21 protein-coding genes and 1 pseudogene are annotated in these 26,125 nt (G+C 54.8%); 11 read left to right on the top strand and 11 right to left on the bottom strand.

What is annotated here, in order from left to right:
• The first annotated feature begins 148 nt into the window (after positions 1-148).
• From tynA to ACOTY5_RS06070, 3 genes are all read left to right on the top strand, one after another.
• A complete protein-coding gene (tynA, locus tag ACOTY5_RS06080; RefSeq protein WP_023296556.1) occupies positions 149-2,422 on the top strand; it encodes a primary-amine oxidase in 2,274 nt (757 codons plus the stop codon).
• A 168-nt stretch (positions 2,423-2,590) separates the two neighbouring features.
• The gene (locus ACOTY5_RS06075) at positions 2,591-4,564 is read left to right on the top strand and encodes an alkyl/aryl-sulfatase (protein ID WP_023296555.1); all 1,974 of its coding nucleotides are present in this window, start codon (positions 2,591-2,593) and stop codon (positions 4,562-4,564) included.
• Positions 4,565-4,615: 51 nt separating this feature from the next.
• Positions 4,616-5,722: a GGDEF domain-containing protein gene (locus ACOTY5_RS06070; protein WP_045141544.1), complete on the top strand. Its 1,107-nt coding sequence runs from the start codon at positions 4,616-4,618 to the stop codon at positions 5,720-5,722.
• 98 nt (positions 5,723-5,820) lie between these two features.
• On the opposite strand, the gene ACOTY5_RS06065 is transcribed toward ACOTY5_RS06070, so the two are convergent.
• Positions 5,821-7,320, bottom strand: coding sequence for an aldehyde dehydrogenase family protein (locus ACOTY5_RS06065; RefSeq protein ID WP_045141545.1), 1,500 nt, complete (start codon positions 7,318-7,320; stop codon positions 5,821-5,823).
• Positions 7,321-7,561: 241 nt separating this feature from the next.
• On the opposite strand from ACOTY5_RS06065, the gene feaR reads away from it, so the two are divergent.
• Positions 7,562-8,470 carry a transcriptional regulator FeaR gene (feaR, locus tag ACOTY5_RS06060; protein WP_045141546.1) on the top strand — a complete coding sequence of 303 codons (909 nt, stop codon included), beginning with the start codon at positions 7,562-7,564 and terminating at the stop codon, positions 8,468-8,470.
• On the opposite strand, the gene ACOTY5_RS06055 is transcribed toward feaR, so the two are convergent.
• From ACOTY5_RS06055 to ACOTY5_RS06045, 3 genes are read right to left on the bottom strand one after another with little or no spacing between them, the layout of a single operon-like run.
• Entirely contained in the window at positions 8,471-8,788 is a 318-nt protein-coding gene (locus ACOTY5_RS06055; protein ID WP_006808832.1) for a YdbL family protein, read from the bottom strand. It lies immediately after the preceding gene.
• A 7-nt stretch (positions 8,789-8,795) separates the two neighbouring features.
• A complete protein-coding gene (locus tag ACOTY5_RS06050) occupies positions 8,796-8,987 on the bottom strand; it encodes a YnbE family lipoprotein (RefSeq protein ID WP_003857369.1) in 192 nt (63 codons plus the stop codon).
• The gene (locus ACOTY5_RS06045; protein ID WP_045141547.1) at positions 8,984-11,623 is read right to left on the bottom strand and encodes a YdbH family protein; all 2,640 of its coding nucleotides are present in this window, start codon (positions 11,621-11,623) and stop codon (positions 8,984-8,986) included. The genes ACOTY5_RS06050 and ACOTY5_RS06045 overlap by 4 nt, the downstream gene beginning before the upstream one ends.
• A gap of 210 nt (positions 11,624-11,833) precedes the next feature.
• Here ACOTY5_RS06045 and ACOTY5_RS06040 point away from each other — a divergent pair, with 210 nt between their 5' ends.
• Entirely contained in the window at positions 11,834-12,823 is a 990-nt protein-coding gene (locus tag ACOTY5_RS06040; RefSeq protein ID WP_045141548.1) for a 2-hydroxyacid dehydrogenase, read from the top strand.
• Between the two features lie 178 nt (positions 12,824-13,001).
• Here ACOTY5_RS06040 and ACOTY5_RS06035 read toward each other — a convergent pair whose 3' ends face one another.
• Positions 13,002-13,175, bottom strand: coding sequence for a GnsA/GnsB family addiction module toxin (locus tag ACOTY5_RS06035; protein WP_006808842.1), 174 nt, complete (start codon positions 13,173-13,175; stop codon positions 13,002-13,004).
• Positions 13,176-13,479: 304 nt separating this feature from the next.
• On the bottom strand, positions 13,480-13,758 hold the full coding sequence (locus ACOTY5_RS06030) for a DUF1471 domain-containing protein (protein ID WP_003857380.1): 279 nt from the start codon (positions 13,756-13,758) through the stop codon (positions 13,480-13,482).
• 227 nt (positions 13,759-13,985) lie between these two features.
• Between ACOTY5_RS06030 and ACOTY5_RS06025 the strand changes: the two genes are divergently transcribed.
• Positions 13,986-14,576: a DUF4142 domain-containing protein gene (locus tag ACOTY5_RS06025; protein ID WP_045141549.1), complete on the top strand. Its 591-nt coding sequence runs from the start codon at positions 13,986-13,988 to the stop codon at positions 14,574-14,576.
• 74 nt (positions 14,577-14,650) lie between these two features.
• Here the strand turns inward: ACOTY5_RS06025 and ACOTY5_RS06020 are convergent, their stop codons facing one another.
• Together ACOTY5_RS06020 and ACOTY5_RS06015 are read right to left on the bottom strand one after the other, a co-directional pair.
• On the bottom strand, positions 14,651-16,747 hold the full coding sequence (locus tag ACOTY5_RS06020) for a pyrroloquinoline quinone-dependent dehydrogenase (RefSeq protein WP_062933939.1): 2,097 nt from the start codon (positions 16,745-16,747) through the stop codon (positions 14,651-14,653).
• A gap of 10 nt (positions 16,748-16,757) precedes the next feature.
• Positions 16,758-17,123, bottom strand: a complete 366-nt coding sequence (locus tag ACOTY5_RS06015; RefSeq protein WP_045141551.1) for a hypothetical protein — start codon at positions 17,121-17,123, stop codon at positions 16,758-16,760.
• Between the two features lie 632 nt (positions 17,124-17,755).
• Between ACOTY5_RS06015 and ACOTY5_RS06010 the strand changes: the two are divergent.
• Together ACOTY5_RS06010 and ACOTY5_RS06005 are read left to right on the top strand one after the other, a co-directional pair.
• Positions 17,756-19,017, top strand: a pseudogene (locus ACOTY5_RS06010) (amino acid permease).
• 87 nt (positions 19,018-19,104) lie between these two features.
• Positions 19,105-19,344 carry a DinI family protein gene (locus tag ACOTY5_RS06005; RefSeq protein ID WP_003857390.1) on the top strand — a complete coding sequence of 80 codons (240 nt, stop codon included), beginning with the start codon at positions 19,105-19,107 and terminating at the stop codon, positions 19,342-19,344.
• A gap of 320 nt (positions 19,345-19,664) precedes the next feature.
• Here ACOTY5_RS06005 and ACOTY5_RS06000 read toward each other — a convergent pair whose 3' ends face one another.
• Together ACOTY5_RS06000 and ACOTY5_RS05995 are read right to left on the bottom strand one after the other, a co-directional pair.
• Positions 19,665-20,384, bottom strand: a complete 720-nt coding sequence (locus ACOTY5_RS06000) for a molybdate ABC transporter permease subunit (protein ID WP_259429799.1) — start codon at positions 20,382-20,384, stop codon at positions 19,665-19,667.
• 41 nt (positions 20,385-20,425) lie between these two features.
• Positions 20,426-21,340 (bottom strand): extracellular solute-binding protein, encoded by a 915-nt coding sequence (locus tag ACOTY5_RS05995; RefSeq protein ID WP_017694070.1) that lies wholly within the window; start codon positions 21,338-21,340, stop codon positions 20,426-20,428.
• Between the two features lie 325 nt (positions 21,341-21,665).
• Between ACOTY5_RS05995 and ACOTY5_RS05990 the strand changes: the two genes are divergently transcribed.
• Both ACOTY5_RS05990 and ACOTY5_RS05985 read left to right on the top strand, forming a co-directional pair.
• Positions 21,666-22,169 carry a DUF1543 domain-containing protein gene (locus ACOTY5_RS05990; protein ID WP_023296544.1) on the top strand — a complete coding sequence of 168 codons (504 nt, stop codon included), beginning with the start codon at positions 21,666-21,668 and terminating at the stop codon, positions 22,167-22,169.
• Between the two features lie 92 nt (positions 22,170-22,261).
• Positions 22,262-22,483: a hypothetical protein gene (locus tag ACOTY5_RS05985; RefSeq protein ID WP_053337473.1), complete on the top strand. Its 222-nt coding sequence runs from the start codon at positions 22,262-22,264 to the stop codon at positions 22,481-22,483.
• Between the two features lie 5 nt (positions 22,484-22,488).
• On the opposite strand, the gene fhuE is transcribed toward ACOTY5_RS05985, so the two are convergent.
• Positions 22,489-24,651 carry a ferric-rhodotorulic acid/ferric-coprogen receptor FhuE gene (gene fhuE / locus ACOTY5_RS05980; protein ID WP_045141553.1) on the bottom strand — a complete coding sequence of 721 codons (2,163 nt, stop codon included), beginning with the start codon at positions 24,649-24,651 and terminating at the stop codon, positions 22,489-22,491.
• 164 nt (positions 24,652-24,815) lie between these two features.
• Between fhuE and ACOTY5_RS05975 the strand changes: the two genes are divergently transcribed.
• A complete protein-coding gene (locus ACOTY5_RS05975) occupies positions 24,816-25,874 on the top strand; it encodes a YncE family protein (protein WP_045141554.1) in 1,059 nt (352 codons plus the stop codon).
• The last annotated feature ends 251 nt before the right edge of the window (positions 25,875-26,125 follow it).

The following is a 26,125-nucleotide window of genomic DNA, read 5'->3' as shown; positions in this document are numbered from 1 at the left end:
CCTGACCGGGGGTGTGATGCACCCCCGCTCTTTTTTTAACCTGGCAAGACTGACAAACAACCTGGCAGATGCAGGCAAACGCTTTTCGTGCGCGCCTGTCAGGATAAGGCTGACACAACACAATAAACACAACAAGATGAGGTCTGCGATGGGAAGCAATTCTTCTTTTTCTGCCCGTAGAACGGCACTGGCCATGGCCGTTGCGCTTTGTTGCGCCTGGCAATCCCCTGTTTACGCTCACGGCAGCGAGGCGCATATGGTCCCGATGGACAAAACGCTTCAGGCGTTTGGCGCGGACGTGCAGTGGGATGATTACGCCCAGATGTTCACCATCGTCAAAGACGGTGCCTTTGTGAAGGTCAAACCCGGCGCAAACACCGCCATCGTTAACGGCAAACCGCTGACGCTCCAGGTGCCCGTGGTGATGAAGAACAATAAGGCGTTTATCCCGGAGACCTTTATCAACGATGTTTTTCAGTCCGGTCTTGATCAGACATTCCAGGTTGAAAAAAGCCCCCACCCGTTAAACGCGCTGACGGCTGATGAAATCAACCAGGCCGTAGCCATTGTGAAAGCCTCTGCGGATTTTAAACCCAATACCCGCTTTACCCAGATTGCGCTGGCGGAGCCAGAAAAGGCCAAAGTCTGGGACTTTGTGCTTAACGGCACGGCGGTGGATGCGCCCCGCCAGGCCAATATCATCATGCTTGATGGTAAACACATCATCGAAAGCCGGGTGGATCTGAAGGACAAAAAGATCCTCCGCTGGGAGCCGATCAAAGACGCGCACGGCATGGTGCTGCTGGATGACTTCAATACCGTGCAGCAGATCATCAATGAAAGCCCGGAGTTTGCCGCCGTGCTGAAAAAGCGCGGCATTACCGACCCGAAGAAAGTGATCACCACTCCGCTTACCGTCGGCTTTTTTGACGGCAAGGATGGGCTGAAACAGGAAGACCGCCTGCTGAAAGTGATCAGCTATCTCGACGTGGGCGACGGTAACTACTGGGCGCACCCGATCGAAAACCTGGTTGCGGTGGTGGATCTCGAGCAGAAGAAAATCCAGAAGATTGAGGAAGGCCCGGTCGTGCCGGTTCCGCTCACGCCGCGCCCTTATGATGGCCGCGACCGCGTTGAAACGGTGAAAAAACCGCTGGAAATTATCGAGCCGGAAGGCAAGAACTACACCATCACCGGGGATAGGGTGCACTGGCAGAACTGGGATTTTCATCTGAGCCTGGACTCACGCGTCGGCCCGATAATCTCCACCGTGACCTATAACGACAACGGCAAAAAGCGACAGGTGATGTATCAGGGATCGCTCGGCGGCATGATTGTGCCGTACGGCGACCCGGATATCGGCTGGTACTTTAAAGCCTATCTGGACTCCGGCGATTACGGCATGGGTACCCTGACCTCCCCGCTGGTGCGCGGCAAGGATGTTCCGTCTAACGCCGTGATGCTCAACGAAACCATCCCGGATTACACCGGCGCGCCAATGGAGATCCCCAGGGCGATCGCCATTTTCGAGCGTTACGCCGGGCCGGAATATAAGCATCAGGAATTAGGTAAACCCAACGTCAGCACCGAACGCCGCGAGCTGGTGGTGCGCTGGGTCAGCACCGTGGGTAACTACGATTACATCTTCGACTGGGTATTCCACGAAAACGGCACTATCGGCATTGATGCAGGGGCTACGGGCATTGAAGCGGTGAAAGGCGTGCAGACGAAAACCATGCATGATGCCACCGCGAAGGATGACACCCGATACGGAACGCTGATCGACCATAATATTGTCGGTACCACCCACCAGCACATCTACAACTTCCGTCTGGATATGGACGTGGACGGCATCAACAATAAGCTGGTGGCCATGGATCCGGACGTCAAACCGAACACCGCTGGCGGACCGCGCACCAGCACCATGCAGGTTAATCAGTATGATATTGATACCGAACAGCAGGCGGCGCAGAAGTTTGACCCGGGCACCATCCGCCTGCTGAGCAATACCAGCAAAGAGAACCGCATGGGCAACCCGGTCTCGTATCAGATCATCCCTTACGCGGGCGGCACACACCCGGTAGCGTCCGGCGCGAAGTTTGCCCCGGACGAGTGGATTTATCACCGCCTGAGCTTTATGGATAAACAGCTGTGGGTGACGCGTTACCATCCCGACGAGATGTACCCGGAGGGAAAATACCCGAACCGTTCCACGCACGATACCGGCCTCGGCCAGTACAGCAAAGATAACGAATCGCTGAACGACCAGGATAACGTCATCTGGATGACCACCGGCACCACCCATGTCGCCCGCGCCGAGGAGTGGCCGATAATGCCGACGGAATGGGTGCACACGTTACTCAAGCCGTGGAATTTCTTTGACGAGACGCCAACGCTCGGCAAGAAAAAAGAGCAGAAATAACCCACCGACCGGGCGTAATGCCCGGTTTTTCATCCGCTTACTTGCTGAATTACTCTCCCCGATTATAGTTATTGTTACCTCGCTTAATCCTTTTGCATTTCTTGACACACTTTCACCAGGATTCGAAGTCCCCACAAACAACGTCACAGTTTACTGAGAGGTTTTAGGATGAGAATCAATGAGATCGTCAGGAGTCTCGCGCTGGCGGGATGTTTTATTTCTGCCAGTTCCGCCTGGGCCGCAGAAGCACCTAAGGATGCCACCGCAGCAACGCAACAGGCCAACAACGCACTCTTCAACCAGCTTCCTTTCTCCGATAACACCGATTTTACCAACGCCCACAAAGGGTTTATTGCCCCGCTGCCTCAGGACATTATCAAAGGTGAGCAAGGCAACACCGTCTGGGATCCGCAGCAGTACGCTTTTATCAAAGAAGGCGATAAGGCGCCCGACTCGGTTAACCCGAGCTTATGGCGTCAGTCCCAGCTGATTAACATCAGCGGTCTGTTTGAAGTGACCGAAGGCGTCTACCAGATCCGTAACCTCGACCTGTCAAACATGACCATTATTGAAGGTAAAGAAGGCATTACCGTGGTCGACCCGCTGGTGTCGGCGGAAACGGCCAAAGTCGGGATGGATCTTTACTATAAAAATCGCGGTAATAAGCCTGTGGTCGCCGTTATTTACACCCACAGCCACGTTGACCACTATGGCGGCGTGCGCGGCGTGGTGGATGAAGCAGATGTGAAGTCCGGTAAGGTGAAAATCTACGCGCCCGCCGGATTTATGGAGGCCGCCGTCGCGGAGAATATCATGGCGGGTAACGTCATGAGCCGCCGCGCCAGCTATATGTACGGCAACCTGCTGAAGCCGGATGCGAAGGGCCAGGTCGGCGCGGGTCTCGGCACCACCACCTCCGCCGGGACGGTGACCCTGATCGCCCCGACCAATATCATCGAGAAAGATGGTCAGAAAGAGGTGATCGACGGCCTGACCTATGATTTTATGCTCGCGCCGGGATCGGAAGCGCCTTCTGAGATGCTCTGGTATATCGAAGAGAAAAAGCTGATCGAGTCAGCGGAAGATGTCACCCATACCCTGCACAACACCTACTCCCTGCGCGGCGCGAAAATTCGTGAGCCGTTGCCATGGTCGAAATACATCAACCAGGCGATTGTACGCTGGGGTGATAAAGCCGAAATCATTATGGCGCAGCACCACTGGCCGACATGGGGCAACGACAACGTGGTTAACCTGCTGAAAAGCCAGCGCGACCTGTATCGCTACATCAACGACCAGACCCTGCGCATGGCGAACGAAGGGCTGACCCGTGACGAGATTGCCGCCAACTTCAAACTGCCAAACTCCCTGGCCAATACCTGGGCAAACCGTGGCTATTACGGTTCTGTCAGCCATGACGTTAAAGCGACCTACGTGCTCTATTTAGGCTGGTTTGACGGCAACCCGGCGACCCTGGACGAACTGCCGCCTGAAGAAGCCGCGAAGAAATTTGTGGACTACATGGGCGGTGCGGATGCCATCCTGAGCAAAGCGAAAACCGACTTTGACCAGGGGAACTACCGCTGGGTGGCTCAGGTGGTCAGCAAAGTGGTCTTTGCCGATCCAAATAATCAGGCCGCGCGAAACCTGGAAGCGGATGCGCTGGAGCAGCTGGGTTATCAGGCTGAATCAGGCCCGTGGCGTAACTTCTACCTGACCGGCGCCCAGGAGCTGCGTAACGGCGTGGTGAAAGGACCGACCCCGAACACCGCCAGCCCGGATACCGTGCGCGCGATGACGCCAGAAATGTTCTTTGACTATCTGGCGGTGCACATTAACGGTGAAAAAGCGGCGGATGCAAAATCGGTGTTTAACATCGACCTCGGCAGCGACGGCGGTAAATACAAGCTGGAGCTGGAAAATGGCGTGCTGAACCACACGGCGAACGCCGAAGCGAAAGACGCTGACGCGACCGTGACCCTCAACCGCGATACGCTGAATAAAATCATCCTGAAAGAAGTGACGCTTAAACAGGCGCAGGATAACGGCGATATCAAAGTGACCGGCGATGCCGCAAAACTTGATGCCATGCTCGGTTACATGGATAAATTTGAATTCTGGTTTAACATTGTGACCCCGTAAAGGCAGCACTCGCGGGCGGACGTTCCGCCCGCTCAAGGAAAATTCTCTTCAATGGAAAAAAGACATCCAGCCACACCCGAACCCGCGATATGGCCTACCCGTAAATCAATGGTTGTTCACGGGTTGGCCGTGAACCTGCCGTGGCTCGCCTTTGTGAATGCCAGCTTTGCCCTTATGGTCCTGCTGCGCAATTCGCTGTTCGGCCATATCGATGCCCTCCTGCACATCAGCCCCCCTCTGCGGCAGATGATTGACGCCTCCATGCTGGGCGTGGTGATCCTTTCCGTAGCGCTGGTGATCATGGCCTGGCGCCACATCCGCGGCGTCAGCGCCGTTTTGTTTATGTGCAGCCTGCTGTGGTCGATAAGTTGTTACTGGTTTATCAACGTGTTACAGCTTCCTCATCCCTGGCCTATATTCGTTACCCTGCTGATGGCCGGTATGACCGCGCTCTATTTTCACCCGGTTGCACTGCTCTGCTTCACCGTTCCGCTATGGGTAAGCCTGCCCGTTGCCAGCATGCTGCTGAATCAGGAAATTAATTATCGCTTTGCCGGGCTGTGGGTGGTGTTCACGTTCATTCTCGTGTGCGGGCGCTATATCCTGTTGAGCTGGTTTGAAGAGGCGTGGCGTCGCAACCAGCAGAATCAGCGTTTAATTTCACGGCTGGATGCGCTGGCCCATCAGGATCCGCTGACGAAAACGGCCAACCGCCGGGCGATGGAGCTGGTGCTGGAAAATGCCGTAGAGCAAGGCAAACGCTTCGCGGTGCTGATGCTGGATGTCGATTACTTCAAACTGTATAACGACACCTACGGTCACCAGGCCGGAGATGCGTGTCTCGCGCGGGTGGCAGAGGTGCTGAACACCTCGGTGCGCACGCCAGAGGATGTGGTTTCGCGCTACGGTGGCGAGGAGTTTGTGGTGATCCTCTTTGACTGCGAAGAAAGCATTGCTGAGAAAGTCGCCGCGCGGATCCAGGCTGGCCTGCGCAACGCAGCCATTCCGCACAGCGCGTCGAAGGTGAGTGAATATGTGACGACGAGTATGGGCATTGCAGGCTATACCGCAGGGCTTGCCGGCCCGGAAATCATTGCCCGCGCCGATGCGGCGCTGTACAGGGCTAAGGAGGCCGGGCGGGATCGGTGGTCGCTGTAAGTTACGCCGGGTGGCGCTGCGCTTACCCGGCCTACAAAACCAACCTTTTCCTCCATCCCGTAGGCCGGGTAAGGCGTAGCCGCCACCCGGCGTTTTTTTTAATACCGCACACACACCGACTTGGTTTCACACCAGCCGTCCAGCCAGTCGGGGCCGAAATCGCGCCCGGTGCCGGACTGCTTCATGCCGCCGAACGGCAGGTTGGCGTCGATCAGCGTGTGGCTGTTCACCCACACGGTTCCGGCCTGTAACCTGTCGGTATACGCCAGCGCTTTACTGATGTTCTGCGTCCAGACGCTGGCCGTTAAGCCATATTCAGTGTCATTCGCCAGCTGAAGCGCCTCTTCCCCATCGGCCACACGAACCAGGTTCACCACCGGCCCGAAGACCTCTTCACGCGTCAGCCGCAGATGATTATCCGGGTTGACCACCAGCGTTGGCGAAACGTAATAGCCTTTGCCGTCTGGCCCCCGGTTCCCGGCGATCAGCTCCGCATTGTGCGCCTTCGCCTCATCCAGGAACGCCTGAACCTTATCGCAGTGGGCGCGCGACACCAGCGGGTTGATAAACGCCTCCGGCGACATGCCCGGCCCGACGCTGAGGGATTTCACGGCCTGTTCAAACCCGCTGACCAGCGTGTCGAACAGCGGAGCCTCAATATAAATGCGCGAGCTGGCCGCGCAGACCTGCCCCTGGTTCAGGAAGCTGCCGGTCATCAGCCCTTCAATCACCCACGCCGGATCGGCATCTTTCAGCACGATGGCCGGGTTTTTGCCGCCCAGCTCCAGCGTCACGCCCGTTAGCGTGTCCGCCGCCGCGCGGGCAATCTGCTTGCCTGTCGCCGTCGAACCGGTAAAGCTCACTTTGGCAATGCGCGGGTGCGAGGTCAGCGCCGCGCCACAGACGGCGCCACTGCCGGTCACCACGTTGAACACACCCTCCGGAATCCCCGCCTCGCTCGCCAGTTCCGCCACCCGTAACAGGGTGAGCGGCGTGGTTTCCGACGGTTTGATCACGATGGAGCAACCTGCCGCCAGCGCGGGCATCACTTTCCACATGCCAATCATCAGCGGGAAGTTCCACGGCACAATCCCCGCCACGACTCCCACCGGCTCTTTACGCGTCCACGCCTGATAACGCGCGCCCTGCGGCAGTGGAATCGAGAGATCGAGGGTTTTACCGGCAATTTTGGTGGTCAGCCCTGCCGTGTAGCGCATCCAGTTCAGGGTGCAGCCCACCTCGAAGGCGCGGGAAATGTTAATCGATTTCCCCTGCTCCAGGGTTTCGAGCTGTGCCAGCTCTTCGCCATGCTGTTCCACCAGATCCGCAAACCGCAGCAGGATGCGTTCCCGCTCTGCCGGCAGCCGTCCGGCCCAGCTTCGGGCGACAAAGGCGCGCCAGCCAGACATCACCGCACGATCGACATCATCGACGCTGGCATCGGCGGTAGAGGCAATAACCTCTCCGGTCGCCGGGTTGTAGACGTTCAGACGCTTTTCGCTATCGGATGCCACCTGACGCCCTTCGATCCACAGGCCGTGCTGGCGATCTAAAAACTGCTGCACGCCCGGCAGGATGGCGACGTGTGATTCGGACATAGGATACTCCTTCGTTATGCTTCGCAGGGTGTGTATGCAGTCTAAGAGGGGATTCGCATTCCTGCTTTTGTCTGTGTGACATTCGCTTTGCCAGCTGTGACAGGGTCCGCAAATCGTGATAATTCCCGCTTATATCGCTGTAACCGTTGAGTGTTCTTTCCTATAGTCAGCCTCGTAGCCCTGACAAAATGCAACATAAATGCAACAATGCGAAAACAGTGACGGTGCAGCGAGAACATCAATGGCGTGTGCAAGCGAACAGGACAATTTTCAGCAGTGGCTGGCGCAAATTAACCAGGTTTGTGGGCATTTTGCGGCACGTCCGTTAGAGGGGGCGTTTCTCGGCGAGCTGGAAACCAGCTACACCCAAAGTCTGAAGCTGAGCACGGTGACCGCCGCAGGCGTTAACCTGTTTCGCACCCGTCAGGAGATCAAAAACGGCAACGATGCCTGGTTCTACACCGTGTTTCAGCTGGAAGGCAGCGCCGGAATCGAACAGGACGACCAGCGCGCGATGCTGAAAGCCGGGGATATCACGCTGATTGACGCCTCCCGCCCGTGCTCCATTTACTGGCAGGAGCGTTCCCGCCAGATTTCGCTGCTGCTCCCGCGACAAATCATTGAGCAACACGCGCGTTTTCAGGAAGTGAGGTGCGCGCTGCCCCTCTCCCGCAGTCTGCCTACCGTACAGCTGAGCTACCGACTGTTACAGGAGAGCATGGGCAATGCCGATCTCAGCGCCAGTGAAAGCGAAGCGGCGCTTGAGGCGATGGTGTGTCTGCTGCGTCCGGCCTTCCAGCAGCATGACGAGGTGCTGCCGCGCAAGGAGCGTCAGTTCCGCCACGTTTTGTCCCTGATTGATGATCATATTCAGTCGGAGGCGTTAAGACCGGAGTGGATAGCCTCAGAGAGCGGCATGTCCGTGCGTAGCTTGTACCGCATGTTTGCCGGGAAAGGGCTGGTGGTAGCGCAGTATATTAAGAACCGTCGCCTCGATTTATGCGCTCAGGCGCTGCGTTCCATCAGCGATGACGAAAAGCTGGCGGGGATTGGCTACAGCTGGGGTTTCACCGACCATAGCCATTTTTCCACCGCCTTTAAGCAGCGTTTCGGGGTTTCGCCGGGCGAATACCGCAGGCGTTATCGCTAGCTATTTTTTCAGCCACTTGCCGTTAATTCCCTTCACGTACTCACCCGGCTGCGCGCGGGCCACCAGCTTTTGTCCCGCCATTTTCGCCACCTCGTCGACGGGTAAATTATTACTGTCAGCCAGCTGCTGGTAACTTTCCGTGCGTGCGGCGTTGATACGGTTCACCAGCGCCAGGGTTTCAGCGTCGTGCTGAACGGGCGCAAGATAGCCGCTCAGGGTTTCCCCTACGCGCCCCTGGGCACGCGCATCGTTGAGCGTAAGCGTGGCGGCGTGAACGTTCATCCCCAGCGCCAGTAACATCAGAGCTAATCGTTTCATGACATCCTCAGAACAGATCGCTGCGGGATTTCAGCAGGGCTTCAACGTCTTTATCCACCTTGATATGGATTTCATGCTCGATTTTCACGTTCATGTTGATGGTGATCGGCTCTTTGGGCGCCGCCACTTCAATGCGCGGCGTGCAGCCTGACAGCAGCGCGACGACGGCCACGGTGAGTACACCAGCCCTCTTTTTCATTGTTGTTCCTCACTTTCCTTGCCTGTCGAACCGCGGAGAAGGGGTATCGCCGCATGTTGCTCAAACCATGTTTGCAGATTGTCCCCAAAGCGCAGGCTGCGCCAGAGGGTAAAAATGTTCTCTTCATGGGTGTAATTCAGATTTACGAAACTGCTTTTACCTTCGACGCGGCTGGTGCCTTTAATGGCCGCCTGCATGGTTAACACACCCAGATTATCCACATTGAGTTTTGTCCACGACTGCGAAATTTCCATATAGCGGAGCCAGTTGATCGCCGCCCCGGCAACCATGTTGTCTTTCACAATGGCATCCGCCGTGTCCTGGTCGATGCGCAGCGTCATCGGCCCCGGGTTGGTCAGCCAGCCATCTTTAATGATCCATTTTTCATTGTCCAGCCAGAACGGCAGCGCGCCGCTCACCGGGCCGGACATGACAAACTGCTTCGGATTCACCGCGCTTATCAGTTCGCTGGAGGAAATATTATCCACGCGCAGTAAAGCCGGATCGTGCTGCGGCATTCTCAACTGCTGCATGGTGATTTTCCCGCCGAGCGCTTCCACCTTCACGTTGGTGAGCAGGAGCGGGTTCGCTTCGGTCCAGGGATAATCGCCCTGGAGATCCGCGGTGATATTTCGGGCTGTGACCAGGTTTTTCACCTCGTCGATTCGTAACGTTACCGGCCCGCGCGTGCCCAGCGACCAGGTACCCTGGCTTAAGCGGAACGGAAGAACAAAATCCACGCCGTTGATCTCGTTATCCGGCATCCACGCGCTGCCCGCTTTCAGCACCCCGTGCCCCCCGGCCTCAAACCCCTGATCGGGGGCCGCGGAGAAAGCCACCTGCGCGTACATTTCGCCGCCGCGCAGGGTCATTTTCCAGTCTGGCGGGATCAGCGGCTGAAACACCGTAAGAGACTGTTTTGGCCACCAGGCCTGACCGCGAAGGCGTTCGCCGTCCCAGCGTCCATTCACCTGGACCGGGCCGATGTCGTCCGCATGCAGGTTCCCTTTAAACTGGAACACCGTCGGGTCTGTCCCGTCAACGCTGAAGGTCAAAACGGACGGCGGCAGCACGCTTCCGCCTGAAAAGCTTGTTTGCCCGGCGTTAAGCGCGAGCGCGCCGCTAAAGGTGGGGTTATCCGGGTCCCGCGACCAGCGCACCGGGTGATCCAGCACCAGGCGCGGCTTGCTGACCAGCATCGTACCGTACTGCAATTTGTCGAACCCCGTGGAAAGATCGGTCAGTTCGATAACGTTGTCGCGCCACTCCCCGGTTCCCCGGACATCCCAGCGCGCGTTCATTGGCGTGAAATTCCCTTTACCCCAGTAGCGCCACTGCCACAAACCGTTGTCCGGTAAAAAGTCGTTAGCCTGGCCGTCCAGATGCAGCTCAAAATCGCCCATTTCGTTTTCATGCGCCCGCAGAATGGCTTGCAGGCGGCCGTCCACGCCCTTCTGCGTGAGCTTCACGCCCGCCAGCGGCCAGCGGATCTCATCGATATCCAGCGAGTCGATGATGCGCCCGCGCGAGCGCAATAAAGCGCCGGGTTCAAACGTAAGCTGCGGATCGTAAAGGCTGCCGGTCAGCATCGCCGGGAGCCTGGCATACAGGATCAGATCGTTTTGCTTGGCTTCCCCGCTCAGGTGCAGCGGCATAGCGCTGTTATCCATACTGAGCGAGCCGGGACCGATATTCAGCACCGCGTTGCCCTTACCCGCATCCCCCTGGGTCAGCACGTTGAGCCGCCCCGTGAAGGTGGCTTTCTCCAGCCCCCGCTGCCAGTTATCCACTTTCAGCCCGACGCGTCCGCTCATTGGCACGCCGGAGGCTAACCAGTTCCAGCGTCCGTCGCTGATGGTCAACTGCTGAGCGGTGATCTGCCACGGTAAATCGAGCAGCGGATCGGGGTTGTCCCGCGCCATGACCACCAGCTGGCCCTGATTGTCCTCCCAGTCCAGTTCGGCATCGACCAGCGAGGATAACTGTGGCACGTTAAAGGTCGCGACCGTATGCCCTTTCACCGGCACGCCGTCCGGCACCAGCGGCAGGGTAAATTCACCGACCAGCTTCACGGGCTGCGGCTGATCCGGCAGTTGCACATCGAACTGGCTGATGGAAAGGGTCTGGCCGCGCAACTGCCCCTTAATGCTCACCTGCTCGCCGTTATAGGTGATGTCCTGGCGGGCTGGCGTCAGTGAGGCATGCAGCTCACCCTCCCACTGCTGCCAGGGAGAAAGGGTAAAGCGATGGATGGTCAGCCAGGTGTTGGGCAGGATGGCCTGCCACTGCGCCAGCGTTTTCGGCGCCACCGTAGATGGCGCCGATTGCGGTAATTTGCTCAGGCAGACAGAGTTAAGTTCAAGTGCGCCAATATCCAGATCCCAGCGGCTGGGGTGTGACAGAGTCACGTTTTCCACGCGGGCAATTTCACACTCTTCTACCAGATAGCGGAGATCGGGGATGATCAGGGCGTGACGCGTGAGCCGTGGGCTTTTTTCAAACGCGATGCGCGTTCCAACGGGGAGCCAGATCCCGGCGAGCGTGGGTACCCACTGGGCGAGCGTCATCAGCAGCGTCAGCGGCACAAGAAATAGCAGCAGTAATAGCGCGATTGCGGCTTTGTATTTACCCTTCATGGGCAGTTAATATCCTGATTTTGCGAAAAAAATAAGCCGTTCTTGCCGCTCATTGTCGCATGTTTAGCCAGTCAGTTGAAGGTAATGCCATTTTTAAGAGTAGATGCTCTACAATAATTCATAGAACTTATTGATTTCAATGAATTTTGAAAAATTGTAAGATAATTTTAAACATGCTAACGTGGTTCCAAAATCACTGGAGAAAGTCTTATGAAACTCGCGGTATATAGCACAAAGCAGTACGACAAAAAGTATCTGCAACATGTTAACGAGACGTACGGTTTCGATCTTGATTTTTTCGACTTTCTGCTAACTGAAAAGACGGCTAAAACCGCCCACGGCTGCGAAGGCGTGTGTATCTTCGTTAACGACGACGGTAGCCGACCGGTGCTGGAAGAGTTAAAAAAACAGGGCGTGAAATACATTGCCCTGCGCTGCGCGGGCTTTAACAACGTCGATCTCGATGCCGCCAAAGAGCTGGGTCTGAAGGTCGTTCGCGTCCCGGCCTATTCTCCGGAAGCCGTGGCAGAACATGCGGTCGGGATGATGATGTCGCTCAACCGTCGTATTCACCGTGCCTATCAGCGAACCCGTGATGCTAACTTCTCTCTGGAAGGGCTGACCGGCTTTACCATGTACGGTAAAACCGCAGGCGTCATCGGTACCGGCAAAATTGGCGTGGCCGCCCTTCGCATCCTGAAAGGATTTGGCATGCGCCTGCTGGCGTTTGATCCGTACCCAAGCGCCGCTGCGCTGGAGCTTGGCGTGGAGTATGTCGATCTGAAAACGCTCTTCTCGCAGTCTGACGTTATCTCCCTGCACTGTCCGCTGACCCCGGAGAACTATCATCTGCTTAACCAGTCGGCGTTCGACCAGATGAAAGACGGCGTGATGATCATCAATACCAGCCGCGGCGGGCTGATCGACTCTCAGGCGGCTATCGAAGCGTTGAAAACGCAAAAAATCGGCGCGTTGGGTATGGATGTGTACGAGAACGAACGCGATCTGTTCTTTGAGGATAAATCTAATGACGTGATCCAGGACGACGTGTTCCGTCGCCTGTCTGCCTGTCACAACGTGTTGTTCACAGGGCACCAGGCGTTCCTGACCGCCGAAGCGCTGATCAGCATTTCGGAAACCACGCTGGGGAATTTGCGTCAACTCGAAAAGGGCGAAGCGTGCCCGAACGCGATAGTGTAAGCCTGGTAAGCCGGGTGGCGGCTACACCCTGCCCGGCCTGTGGATTGCGTTAATTGTAGGCCCGGTAAGCGCAGCGTCACCGGGCTTTTTGGCTTCAATCCTGCCACGCGCAGGATAGTCCTGGCTGACGTTTGCCGTTCTGATTTATCCAGTGTCCCGAAACAGGTAATAATTTTGATTAAATAAGTTTGATTTTTACCTCATACCCCTCGAGGCCTGTCATGGCTTCACGAGCGATAAACTCAATTTCAGACACTTCCTGCCCTGTTTTTTTACGTAACTCTGAAATTTTTTTGGTTATAAGCGCTGAAATTTCTTCTTCTGCCTTTTGCGTCAGTGCGTCAACGTTCATGTTTACCTCTTGCAACCGTTTACTGTTTCCATTCTCCAGCAGGCGACAGCTAACGATTAACTGCCTTTAACCATAACTGTATGTAAAGAGTAGACTATCTGTGTAACGTATGCTGCCGTCGCATTTAAATATGCATTTAGATTGCATTATTTAAACAAGGTGTTATTGTCCCAAAGCCTTAGAGCACAAAAAAGATAAATATAAGAAAAGCTTTGACTCACACTCGCCCCGCATCAGGGGCATTTTATTGGCTGTTTGTAGGCAAAAACCCGCCATTAGCGGGTTTTTGTGTTATTCGAGAAAATTATTTAAAGACTTCTGCAACGGCCTGGAAGTTAGGGCCATGCTCGCGGGCAGCAATGATGACGTAGTATTTCCCGCCCTTCTCGTCTGCCAGTTTTGAGAGTTTTTGATGAAGATCTGAAGGTGAAGAAATTTGTCCACCTGAAGCCCCTACAGATACATTACCAAGGTATTCAAGCTTGAAGTGGTGCGCTTCATCCTTGGAAATCATATCTGCCGCAGACGCGCCGAAGCTTGCTACTGTTAAAGCCAATACACTCCCTAATAGTGCTTTTTTCATATCATTCCTCCTGTTGATGAATCTATATATTTAACATTAGCAGCAAATATGTAAATGATCCGTATCAATATTGTAGAAGGATTGAGCATCACGACCAGCCATTACTGACCTGAACAGCGGGTACAGCAGGTTCATCTACTATACTGACCTGTGCAGTCGCCATTTATCTGCCGGTTGCGCCTGAAGCAATTGAAACTTACCTGTACCATGACCATCAGGAGAACAATATGCACACGAGTAAAACCCTGAAAAGGCTGCTAGCCGTATCAGCAGTTGCAGCAATGTTCAGCACCGTTGGCGTACAAGCCCAGACAACCAGCGCCGCGCAAACTCAAACTGCGGGCCAGGCTCAACCGGACGCCAAACTCAGCTCCGGCGACGAGAAAGCATTGAAGGACATGGCGCAGGCCAATATCAACGAAGTTGCCGCCGCCAGGCTCGCCCTCGACAAGGCCCAAACCAGTGAAGTGAAAACATTCGCCCAGAAAATGGTCGACGATCACGGCGCCGCGCTGACCAAAGTCAAGACCGTTGCCCAGAAAAAGGGCGTGGAGCTGCCGACCGAACCAGACGCCGCGCATAAAGCCCTGAACTCAAGGCTGGAAAACCAGCGCGGTGACGCTTTTGACAAAATGTATATGGAATATGCTGGCGTGAAGGACCACGAGAAGGTGCTGTCGAAGCTTAAAAGCGACGCCAGTAAAATCGACGATCCAGATGTGAAGGCTCTGGCCAACGAGCACACTCCGGTCGTTGAGCAGCATCTGAAGTCCGCCGAGCAGATGTCAGCGCGTGCTGGCGCATCAGCCGATAAATAACGCGTCGGTAAAACAACTACTGCAAAATAAAGTGGGGCCCGCAGGCCCCACGCTTATTTCCCCTTCCTGCTGAATTATTCCGGCAAGGCGTAGACCACCACCTGATCGCCCACCTGATCCTTCAGGATCGTATTCCCGCCAGCCACGAAGGCCACATACTGGCGACCTTTATATTCATAGACGGACGGGTTCGCTACCACCGGAGCTTCGGCCTGATCGGACCACAGCTCTTCACCGCTCTCGACCGAGTAGGCACGCACTTTGGCATCCATTGAGGCACCGATGAAGATCACGCCGCCCGCCGTCACTGCCGGACCGCCAATGGTAGGTGAACCCCAGCTTTCCGGCATGAAGAAGCCATACTGCTGGGAGGCGCCAACCGGACGACGCCATTTCACATCGCCCGTGTGCATGTCCAGCGCCACGATTTCACCAAACGGCGGTTGCCAGCACGGCATGCCAAGCCAGTTGCTCGCCACCAGCAGACGCATACCGTACGGGGCGCCTTCCTGTGGGGCAAAGCCGCTTTCGTTGCCGGAGTCTTTGTCTGCGTTATCGTAATCCTCACGGCTGTACAGCTTCACGTACTGGACGATATGCGAGGTGTTGACGATGGCGATCTGTTTTTGCGGATCGAACGCCACCCCACCCCACTGGACGCCGCCAGCGCTATCAGGATAGGTTAGCGTGCCTTCACCTTTGGTGGTTGGCGGGGTATACATTCCCTCATAGGTCAGGTTATCCCACAGACGGGAGCACTGGCCGCCACCGACGATATCCGCCAGCTTCCAGATTTCCGGTTTTTTCGACTGGTCGAGCAGCGGCGCGGGTTTGGTCGGGAATGGCTGCGTGGGCGAGAGAACTTCACCCTGGACCGAACCATCACCCTGCGGAACCGGACGTTCTTCGATTGGCCATACGTCCTCCCCCGTCAGGCGGTTAACCACAAACAGGAAACCCTGCTTGGTGGCCTGCACCAGCGCCGGGATCTGCTTGCCGTCTACGGTGATGTCCATCAGCGTCGGGGCGGAGTTGATATCGTAATCCCAGACGTCGTGGTGTACCCACTGACGTGACCAGACCACTTTACCGGTGTTGATGTCCAGGGCGGTGGTCGAGGTGCCAAGCGGAATAGCGTCTACGCGGTTGCCGCCCCAATAGTTGGGAGACGGCGATGAGACCGGGAGATAGACCAGCCCGTTAGCCTCGTCGGCGGACATGTGCGTCCAGACGTTGGCGGTACCGGTACGCTTGCGGATCTCTGCCGGGATCGCCTCAAAGGTCCACTCAAGCTTACCGGTCTGGGCGTTGACTGAAAATACGGTGCCCGGAGGGGCTTCGGCATAGGCCCAGTCCTTCCCGGCCCAGCCCACCAGCAGATGGTTGCCGACAACGGTTGGCGGTTGCAGGACAGAGAGCGGATACTTCGCGTTAACGGTGTTCCACTGGTTCAGATCCAGCACGCCGTTGTTCGCAAAGCCGCTGCACGGTTTGCCTGAATCGGCGTCCAGCGCAAAGAGCTTGCCGTCAACGGTGCCCATATAGACCATCTTCTGGCATGCCTCACCTGTCACCGGATTTTTGGCCTGCCAGTAGGAAACGCCGCGATTTTTCAGCACCGGCTGGGTCAGCGCCTTGCGCGACGATTTGGTGTCATAGTGCCACTTCTCTTTACCCGTCCCCGGATCCAGCGCAATCAGGCGATCGAATGGCGTGCCGATGTAGAGCGTATCGTTGGCGAAAATGGGCGTTGCGGACCAGACGGTAGCTGGCGTATCGCCTTTACCGTCCGAGACGTCGCCGGTATGGAACTCCCAGACTTTCGTTAATTTCCCGACGTTATCCGCCGTAATTTGGGTCAGGGGACTGTATTTCTGCGCGTTAAGCTGGCCGTGGAAGCTGTCCCAGGTGGCGGTGCCGGGCACCAGCGGCGTCGCTGGCTGGCTGGCCGAGGCGACTTTCTTTCCATCACCGTTGCCGGTTGAGGCATCGTCGGTGGTTTTTGTGGTTCCGGGCGCCTGCTGATCGGCCGCATCAATGTTCAGTGATTCCTGGGTCCCCTGCGAGGCTTCAGCGGCCTTATCCTGCGCCTGTAGCGCGAGCGGAGCGACCAGCAGCGCCAGCGCCGTCATGCTGACTTTTATGAAGGGATAATGCTTGTCGTTGTGCACGGGCGGCTCCTCAGCTTCTGACGGGATGGTTGTAACGAGCGGAATGGCTGCTCAGCATAATCAGACCAATCAGGCCGACCACCATGGCTGCCGTTATGATGTACTGGTGCAGCAGCGCGGCGGCGAAAGCAATACCCGCCAACACCACCAGGGTGACAATAAACAGAAAAACGCGCGCCCCGCGACGCGATGCCGCACGTAACATAAAGGTCAGGATCGCCAGCACTACGCTGGCAATGACCACGCCCAGTGCGCCAATGGTGCCAGTGACGCCGGTAAGCGGCGTCCACCAGGCGTATAGCGCCACCGCGAAGGCTATTATCGCGGTCAGCAGCAGCAAAATGCTACCGACCCGCGAGGATTGAGAATGCAACATACCAGGAAACCCCCTCTAAAATGCAAAATTGACCATTATTAAGGCGTTTTCGTGAATATATACCCCTGCTGCCCGCCGCTATTAAGGGAACGCGACGTGTGGAGCGGCGGCATATTTCACTAAACGTAACTGAGTATAGAAGAGGATTTTCTTATGGGGCGTTTAATAGCAGGCATACGACGTCCTTAACCCCTTCGCCACCATAAAGAGAGCGTTATGTTACAAGACGGTTCGAAAGCTACGAGCGGGTTACGCGATTGTCTACATTCTGTTTTTTAATTTCAGGCATAAAGGGATAATTTCACGCCCAATAAAATAATTAAATAAGCCCCCCTTCAATATGATGGCGCCTTATGGTACTTAATAAAACGGGGTGTTTATTCTTTAATTAACAGACGTGCAGGCAGGGAAAGTCAGTCGTTATTTGTTCGTTAATTTAACAAATCCCTTTCTTAATTAACCGCCTGTTAAAGCATCGTCAAAGAATAACGATAGTTATTGCAGGCATACACATAAGGTTTTCGGTATGCAACATCAAACCCCTCCCACCCGTGACGTAATGGCGCAGCGACGACTACAGACAGATAAAAACTAAATAAGTCGTCGCCCCTCTAACAACGCGGTAAAATATGATGAATAAAGCCACAACTCTCTCAGCTAATATTACAACACGCTCTAACTGGCACTGGCAGGATAATATCTGGACGCTGGGCCTTTATGGTACAGCCGTCGGAGCGGGAACACTGTTCCTTCCCGTGGAAATCGGCACCCGTGGTCCGGTTATTTTTCTGGTTATGCTCCTGCTGGGGCTGCCGTTATCCCTGATCCCCCATTTACTCCTTTGTCGTGTATATATGCGTGAAGAGAAGACTGAAAACGGCACGTTGCCGATCTTCGGCTCCTTCTTCAGCGGAAGGGGTGAAAAGCTGATCACCCTGTTCTATTGTGTGACCTTCTTCCCGGTAACCCTGGTTTACGGGGTGGCGCTGATTAATGCGCTGAGTAATTTACTGGTGGAGCATCTGCATATTACCGCCCTCAGCCGTGGGCCATTGTCGTTTATCGTGGTTGCTGCGCTGTATGTGGTGCTTAGCAAGGGCCGGGACAGAGTCGTGGCCATTATGAGCGCACTGGCGCTGCCGTTCGCGGCATCTGTACTGCTGATCGCCGTATCACTTATCCCGGGATGGCATCTGTCTAACCTGACCGATACGGCCGCTGAAATGAACGCCACGCCGCTGCCGGTAACGCTGAAAAATATCTGGCTGACGCTGCCGCTTATTACCTTCTCGTTTTGCTGTGCACCTATGGTCTCCCCGCTGAGCTCTTACTACCGGGAGAGGAAAGCGGAGGGTGAGAAAAAGGCACTGTTCGTGATCCGTATCGCCTACTTAGCTATCTTCGCCAGTATCCTCTTTTTCGTGCTGAGCTGCGTGCTGGGGATCCCCCATGACAACTTTGTGCGAGCGAAGGCGGAAAACCTGAATGTGCTGTCGGTGATGAAGGGAAACGGTGATTTCAGCCTGATTTACCACATTGCCCCGCTCATCGCTATCATCGGTATGACGAAATCCTTCCTCGGCGTAGGTCTGTCGGTCGCACAAACGTTTGGTCAGCTGGCTGCCAGCGTATCCGGCAAAAAGGCCAACGCCAGCAAGCGGCTGGCCTCTCTGGCGCTGTTCCTGCTGACCTATGGCATTGTTTATGCCAATCCGGATGTGCTCAGCCTGATTGAATGTTCTGCGGACCACTGATCGCGGTGATCCTGTTCCTTATCCCGGCGTACCTCATATACACCCGCCCCTCGCTGGCAGAGCTTCGTGGCGTGACGGTGTTTTTGGTTGTTCTGGGCGGGCTGGCAACGCTGTCTGCATTGCTCTGGACAATGCTTTAGTCTGAACGCCGTTTGACTGTACCCATATACAGTAGTATTTTACGTTCAGGCTGAATCACATGCGTAATATCCATAAGGTAAACAATCATGTTTGTGGAACTGGTTTATGACAAGCGAAACGTACAGGGGCTGGAGGGAGCCAGGGAAATCATCCTGGCCGAACTGACAAAACGCGTGCACCGGATTTTTCCTGATGCCAGCGTGACGGTTAAGCCAATGCAAGCGAACGGCCTGAACAGCGACGCCAGCAAAAGCGACCGTGAAAAGCTCAACCGCATGCTTGAGGAGATGTTCGAAGAGTCGGACATGTGGTTAATACAAGAGTAACCGGGCGCAAAGCCCGGTTCTGGCTTCGGGAGACAAAGAGCATACAACGTTAACTTTGCGTAATTTCTTCCGCTATCGCGACGTACCGATTTACGCCTCCATGGTTCCCCCAGCATAATCCCACCGATCCGATTGTAAGACATATCCAGCGCGCGCCACATTTTCTTCCTGCCCTGTACTTTCAGTCTGACTGACTGGAGGTTTCTGTGTGTGGCCTTTTATGAAGAATCCGGTTTGGGGTTATTCGAGGTAGCCCGCTGAAAAGGAAACGTGAGCAAGCTCATCCGCTATGAACGAGGAACGGACGATCTAAGGGGTGTTCATTTCCTGGCCATTCGTTTGCCAAGAGCAAAGCAGACCATTGGCAGGGGAAGCGTCACTACCAGCAGCATCCATAGCAAAGTATATACTGTGTCCACCCCGTCATTTTGCAGATTGGTATACAGCTTTACCGGTATACCCTGCGGGAAATAAGCAAAGATCATCACGATCCCGAACTCGCCTACCGCGCGAACCCAGGCGAGTGTTACGGCAGAAGCCAGCCCAGGCAATGCCAGGGGTAAGGTAAGAAAACGAAAGCGGTTCCAGGGAGAAGCTCCCAACGTTTGTCCCGCTTCAAGAATATTTTTGGGAACAGTGGCAAACGCCGAACGCGACACCACGATAAAATAAGGCAAAGCGCCGTAAACCTGAGCCAGCACAAACGCCGCCGGATTATTTACCAGCGTAGCTCCCAACAGTGAAAGCCAGCGGCCAAACACGCCATAAGGCCCGAAAGCCGAAACCAGCAAAATCCCCATTGCCAGCGGTGGCGTCAGCAGAGGGATCATCACCAGCAGTTCACCGATCAATCGTTTTCGACCCGTGGCTTGTGACAGCCACCATGCCACCGGCATGCCGATAAGAATGATAATTCCGAGTGCCAGCACACCCAGTCCCATAGAGACGGCAATGGCGCTGTCGTCGCGCCAGGCCAGCTTCAGATGATGCCAGGGCGTGACGCTAATCAGCGTGATAAAGGGGATACTTAACAGCAGGATAGCGGGCAGAGATAACCACCCCGCGACCCAGCCCGGTTTTCTTAGCGGGCGTATAAGCTGTCTCCTTTAGGTTCGGCGTAGCCAAACGCTTTGAACAATTTCTGCCCCTCGGCGCTTTGCATGAACGATACGAACTTTTGTCCCTGTTCTACACCATTCGGCGCGTTTTTCAGCACCGCCGCATAGAACACCATTGGTTGAGTGTGCAGAATTTGATCCTGGCCTTTGCTGTCTTTAATGGTAAAACTGACGGTGTCATACCACTGTTTCGTCATCGCCGGGTTGCTGAGGTTTATTTCATCCGGCAGCGCGACATACGGCAAATGCGCTGAGCGAACTTCACTCTCGTATCCCGCTGCTGCATCCACCTGACCGCTTTCCAGACGCGCCAGCAGCCCTCCTTCCTGATGAGTCTGCTGTGGGTTTTGCAGCGAGCCTAAAATTTTATCGGTGATGCCCGGCATGTTGTAATACTTTTCCGCCAGCATCAGGCTAAACACAATATTCTGGCCTTTTGGGTCGACATAAGGATCGGTGCGGCCAAATAAGACATCTTTCTGCGTCAGCAGAGTCAGCCACGAGCCGTCTTTCTTTCTGTTGGCCTGTTCAAACTGCGCTGCATGTTTACCCTCAGGACTGTAAGCGACCACCATGCTGGTACTGGCGACAGGGACCGCCTCATCTATCAGCCCGGCGTCTTTGAGAATTTGCATCGGCCCCGGGGTGATGGAGACAAACACATCAGCCTCAATTTTGTGGCTTGCAAGCAGGCGTGCCATCCCGTATGCACCCTGACCCTGCCCCTGATAGCCGTCGTTATTTGCTCTGGAAAAAGCCGGACCTAACCCCTGGTCCATTACTTTGCCCATGGAACCGGCATAAGTCACCCTGATATCCTTTGCCAGCGCCATGGATGGCATTTGCAGCAGCGCAACCGCCACCAGCGCAACCTGCATTCGTTTCCTGGCCATAAACACCCTCTCGTTATATATTCTTTTATATATCGAATTTTCCAAAAAAATCACCGCAATGACAACCTCCTCAAGCGCGCCGTTGATGCAAGGTTGAATAAAAGGAAATCGGTCTGGGTGGTGCATGGTCGACTTAGTCAGATGTTGTCATCCAAATGTGGGCAATTGTTCATGAAACATGCTGCGTAAACTCCTCGTGGCTTTGCGTAGAAGAATCTTGAACTCATTGTCATCAATGTCTTTTGCACAGTTGTAGCCCAACTCGCTATATAGTTAAATATATAGCGATTAAATAACTTCTGAGGGTTGTATGAATTTGTATATGTTTTATGTCGGCGGAAATGCCGGTAAATCCAATATTGAAGTCCACGACATCCAGTTTGTGGCGGCACGTAAGCCCAATGATGCCTGGCCTGCACTGCGTGAAGCATGGTTTGGTGATAGTGATAAAATTCATATAGACGGCTATAGCCGTATCACGTGGGCCGACGGATACTCTGTCACGCTTTCCCCGGAGCCGCCCCAGTCTACGAAGAGATTATTTTTCGTCAATGCGGGTGGTTACAGGCCGGATACGCTTGCAGAACTGCACGAATATGATCTGTTCGTCGCCGAAAATGCCCGGCAGGCTAAGGAGAAAGCATTACTAACGCTACTTTGCGGTGTCGATCAACAACATAAGGATAATTTAAAAGAGGTTGATGATTGCCTGTTGCTTGAAAAGGTTGGAGGGTTGTTTATTCATCTGACACCCTGCGATACAGGGCATCGCGATCTTCCAGAGTGGCAGGGATATTTACCGATAGGCGCATGAAACTGCAAAAAGAGACGCATTGCTTCAGGATGAAACAGGTCCCCTTTTAGTATTGCTCAGGATGCCCCTCGAGTCTGAGGGCGTCCTGTTCATTGAATATTTACGCTTTTGCGTCTGGCTGTTTTATTGCATATCCAACATACGTCTTCTTTAACTGGCCCAATGTTTCCGGCACCAGGCTCGTCACCCGTTCAAACCGGCACATTATTCGTTACCAGGATGGCAATGGCATGGCGGCCATCGCCGTGTCGTTGCCGCTGGTGGGGCCGAAGCGCATTTCGGAACAGGTGATGGCCAGGATAGCGATAAGCTGATTAGATCAGAATGTGTAACTCATGCTTACCGAGACGCTACGCGGTTCGCCATAGACGGCAGAGTCATCGAGGTAGGAGTAGTATTCGCGGTCGAACAGGTTACGAACGTTTGCCTGCACCGCCAGCTGTTTCGTCAGCTGATACTGCGCGAACAAGTCGACGAGCGGATAGCTGCCCTGATAGAGGCGCTGCGTCTCGCCGTCCGGACCGGTGACATCTTTGTACACCTGATTCTGCCAGTTCACGCCGCCGCCTACGGTCAGATCCGGAAGCGTCGGGACGCGGTAACGGCTGAACAGCTTAAGCTGCGTCTGCGGCGCAAAGCTGTTGAAGCGGCCATCTGAATCACGGGCAACATAGCGGGTCGCACTGAAGGTAAGCTGTAGATTGTCGGTAACGGCACCGTTCACCTCAAATTCCGCGCCTTTGCTCACTGCGCCTTTGGTTGCGCGATAAGCTTGTTCGCTGGATCCATTAACGAATACCCCGCTGATTTCCTCCCCCGCGTTCTCCTGTTCTATGCGGAATACGGCAACGTTGGTGGTCAGTCGACCGTCCATCCAGTCTGCCTTCAGGCCGGTTTCATAATTTTTACCGGTGACGGGAGAGAGCCATGCACCCTCTTTCGTGCGTTTGGTTTGCGGGGCAAAAATTGAGGTATAGCTGGCGTAAGCGGAAAGGCTGTCGTTGATGTCATACACCAGCCCGCCGTAAGGGGTGGTGTTGTATTTACGCATATCGCCGCTGCTGCCATCTGAGCTGTACTGGGTATAACGTGCGCCAACGATTAGCGACAACGGATCCGCCAGCGACAGGCGTGCCGCCGTATACGCCGATTTTTGCCGCACGATATCATCCGCATTTTGATACCAGTCGCCCCACTCCGGCTCGGCCACGCTGCCGTCCCAGCTGTTGTTGAAGATGCCAATCTGAGCACTGTCCATTGGCCCGTCTTTGCTGAAGGTAGCATTGTGCTGTCGGCTATAGTTGGCTCCGGCCATCAGCTGATGTTGACGCCCGAGAAGTTCAAAAGGCCCGCTGGCGTAGGCATCAAAGGCGTCCAGAGTGCGCTTGCCGCGATCCTTACTACCCCAGCCTGATGCGCCTTCTCCGGTGGTGGCGTCCGGATTGCCCATCACATAAAGCAGGGTATCATTGAACGTTTGCTCGCCGTGGGTTCCATTGAAACGCACCGACCAGCCGTTATCCCAGTTGTGGGTGAGGTTAGCAAAAACTTTACGCGACTCAACGGAGTATCCCGTCCAGTCTGCCGAGGTATTGACGTTGCGATCGTAATGGGTACGGCTGCCGTTACTGTACAGGCTGGGTAATCCGCCCCAGGTCGGGTTGGCTGTGTTTGTTTGCTGATAGTCCCAGCCCAGCGAGGCCGTCGTGTGTTCCGTTACATCGCCTTCAATGACGCCATAGAGAAATTTCTTGCGCTTGCCATATCTGTCAAGCCAGCTGTCCTGATCCTGATAACCTGCCACGACGCGCCCACGCAGGCTGCCGTCGGAATTGAGGGGCGCGGAGATGTCGCCCACATAACGCTGTTTGTTCCAGCTTCCGTAACTTGCGCTGACGTTGCCCCTGAAGGTTTTACTGTCGGCACGTTTACGCACCATGTTCACCGTTGCTCCCGGATCGCCAGCGCCGGTCATCAGGCCGTTTGCGCCACGCACAATCTCTATACGATCATAAATGGCAGTATCTTCCTGCGCATCGCCAAAGTTCCACGCGTCGCCCATTGATGTGGGGATCTCATCGTAGGCGAAATTGGTGATTTCAAAGCCGCGGGAAAAGTAGCTGGAACGCTCGCTATCAACCTGCTGCGACGAAACGCCGGTGGCATTGGTAAGTACCTGGTCAATGGTTTGCAGGTCTTGATCCTGCATACGCTGGCGCGTCACGACGCTGACTGACTGGGGGATATCGCGCGGGGTCAGCAGCATTTTGGTGCCTGAACGCGTGGTTTTTACCGCATAATCCTGCTGCGAGTCGGCGTTCCCGTCACCGTAGACAACCATCTCTTGTTCTTGCGTATTTTCATCCGCCTGTGCCGGGTGCATGACGGCGGACATTGCCAGCGCAAGCAGTGAAAGTGAGAAGGAAGCAGGAATTAATCCTGCGGGCGCTTTCGCGCGATTAGCCCTGCCTTTAAAAATCATCATGTTACCTGTCTGTTGTTGTCGTTATGTGCAAATCATTCATACAAATAAGAATGGAAATGATAATTATTTGCTTTATTATGCACAGGTAATTTTGTAAGTTAAATGTAAATAAATGTATATTTATCAAAATCAGCGCGGCTCGCGCATGACAGGAACAAAAAATGAACACATTCCATTGGCTAAAAGGAAAGACATGGGGCTTAAGCATTCTTACCGCGGCGTTAACCCTGAGCGCAACGGCGTCAGCAGCCCTCCCGGATTCGGCTGAGCTCAAGCAGCGCGAACTCGCTGACGGTCTGTATGAGATGGTTTACTCCCCAACGGCAAACGCGTTGTACGTTGCGAGCGCGCAGAGTTTCAAAAACGTCAACGGCGGGGTGCTCTATAAACTGGATCCCACAACGCTTGCCACGCAAGGTGAAACCCACACCGACCTGAAAAACTTCGGCATGGCAGCGGACGATAATGGCAAGGTCTACTACACCACCAACACCCTTGATGGCGGGGTATCGAAAGTGGACGTGCAAAGCGGCAAGGTGCTACAGCGCCTGATGTTTGAAGGCAAAGACAAGGATGGCGACCCGGTTGGTGCGCGTGAAATCCTCTTCCACAAGGGACAACTGTTTATCGGCGGCGTTGCCGACCCTGGGTTTATCTCCGTGGTTGATGCCAACACCATGACGCTAAAAGCCCGAATCGAAAATGCCGGGAAATGGGTGACGGGGATTATTTATTCGCCGCTGACAGGCCGCCTTTATGCCGCCAATGGCGGCGGTGAAATTCTGGTGATTAACCCGGAGACGTATAAAATCGAACAGCGCTGGACGCCGGGAGATAAAAAAGCGTATTTGTTCCTGAATATGGCAGAAGATCCGGCCACCGGGCGCCTGTTCGTGACTGATGATTCAAAAGCCAAAACCACACTGGTATTTGATGAGCGCAGCGGGAAAGTTATCAAGCGTCTTAAAGGCGATGCGCTGGGAATAAAGTTTAACGCTGAGCGCAACGAAATTTTCATCACTCAGCGCGAATCCAGGAAGGTGTTGCAGCTTGACGCCGGGAGCTATGCTGTGAAAAACAGCTGGACTTTCACCAGCCATCCCAACAGTCTTCTGGTAACACCGGACGGTAAAACGTTATACGTAACCGTGAAGCAGGACTTCAATGACGACAACACGACGAAAGGCCCGGATAGTGTGGTTCGTATTTCATTAAATTAAACAATATACAGCCATCCTGTGAGGGATGGCTGACTTATAAACGTGGACGCTGAAGCAGTATATTTAGTCCGGCCAACGGATAAAGTCGGGTTAAAGCGCCAGATGTTCTAAAGTCGCGGGGATCCTTACTGGGTAAAAGTAAAGGTGTAGCTACGTGAAGCTGGCCCCTATCCTCCTGCAAATTTCGCAGAATTAAGGATTCATTTTGGGAAAGAAAAAACCGGGCCTCGCGCCCGGTTCTGTTCCCACAC

It is taken from the genome of Enterobacter cloacae complex sp. SHL018, assembly GCF_049237905.1.
Lineage (GTDB): Bacteria > Pseudomonadota > Gammaproteobacteria > Enterobacterales > Enterobacteriaceae > Enterobacter > Enterobacter hormaechei_C.
This window is presented reverse-complemented; position numbering and strand designations above follow the sequence as displayed.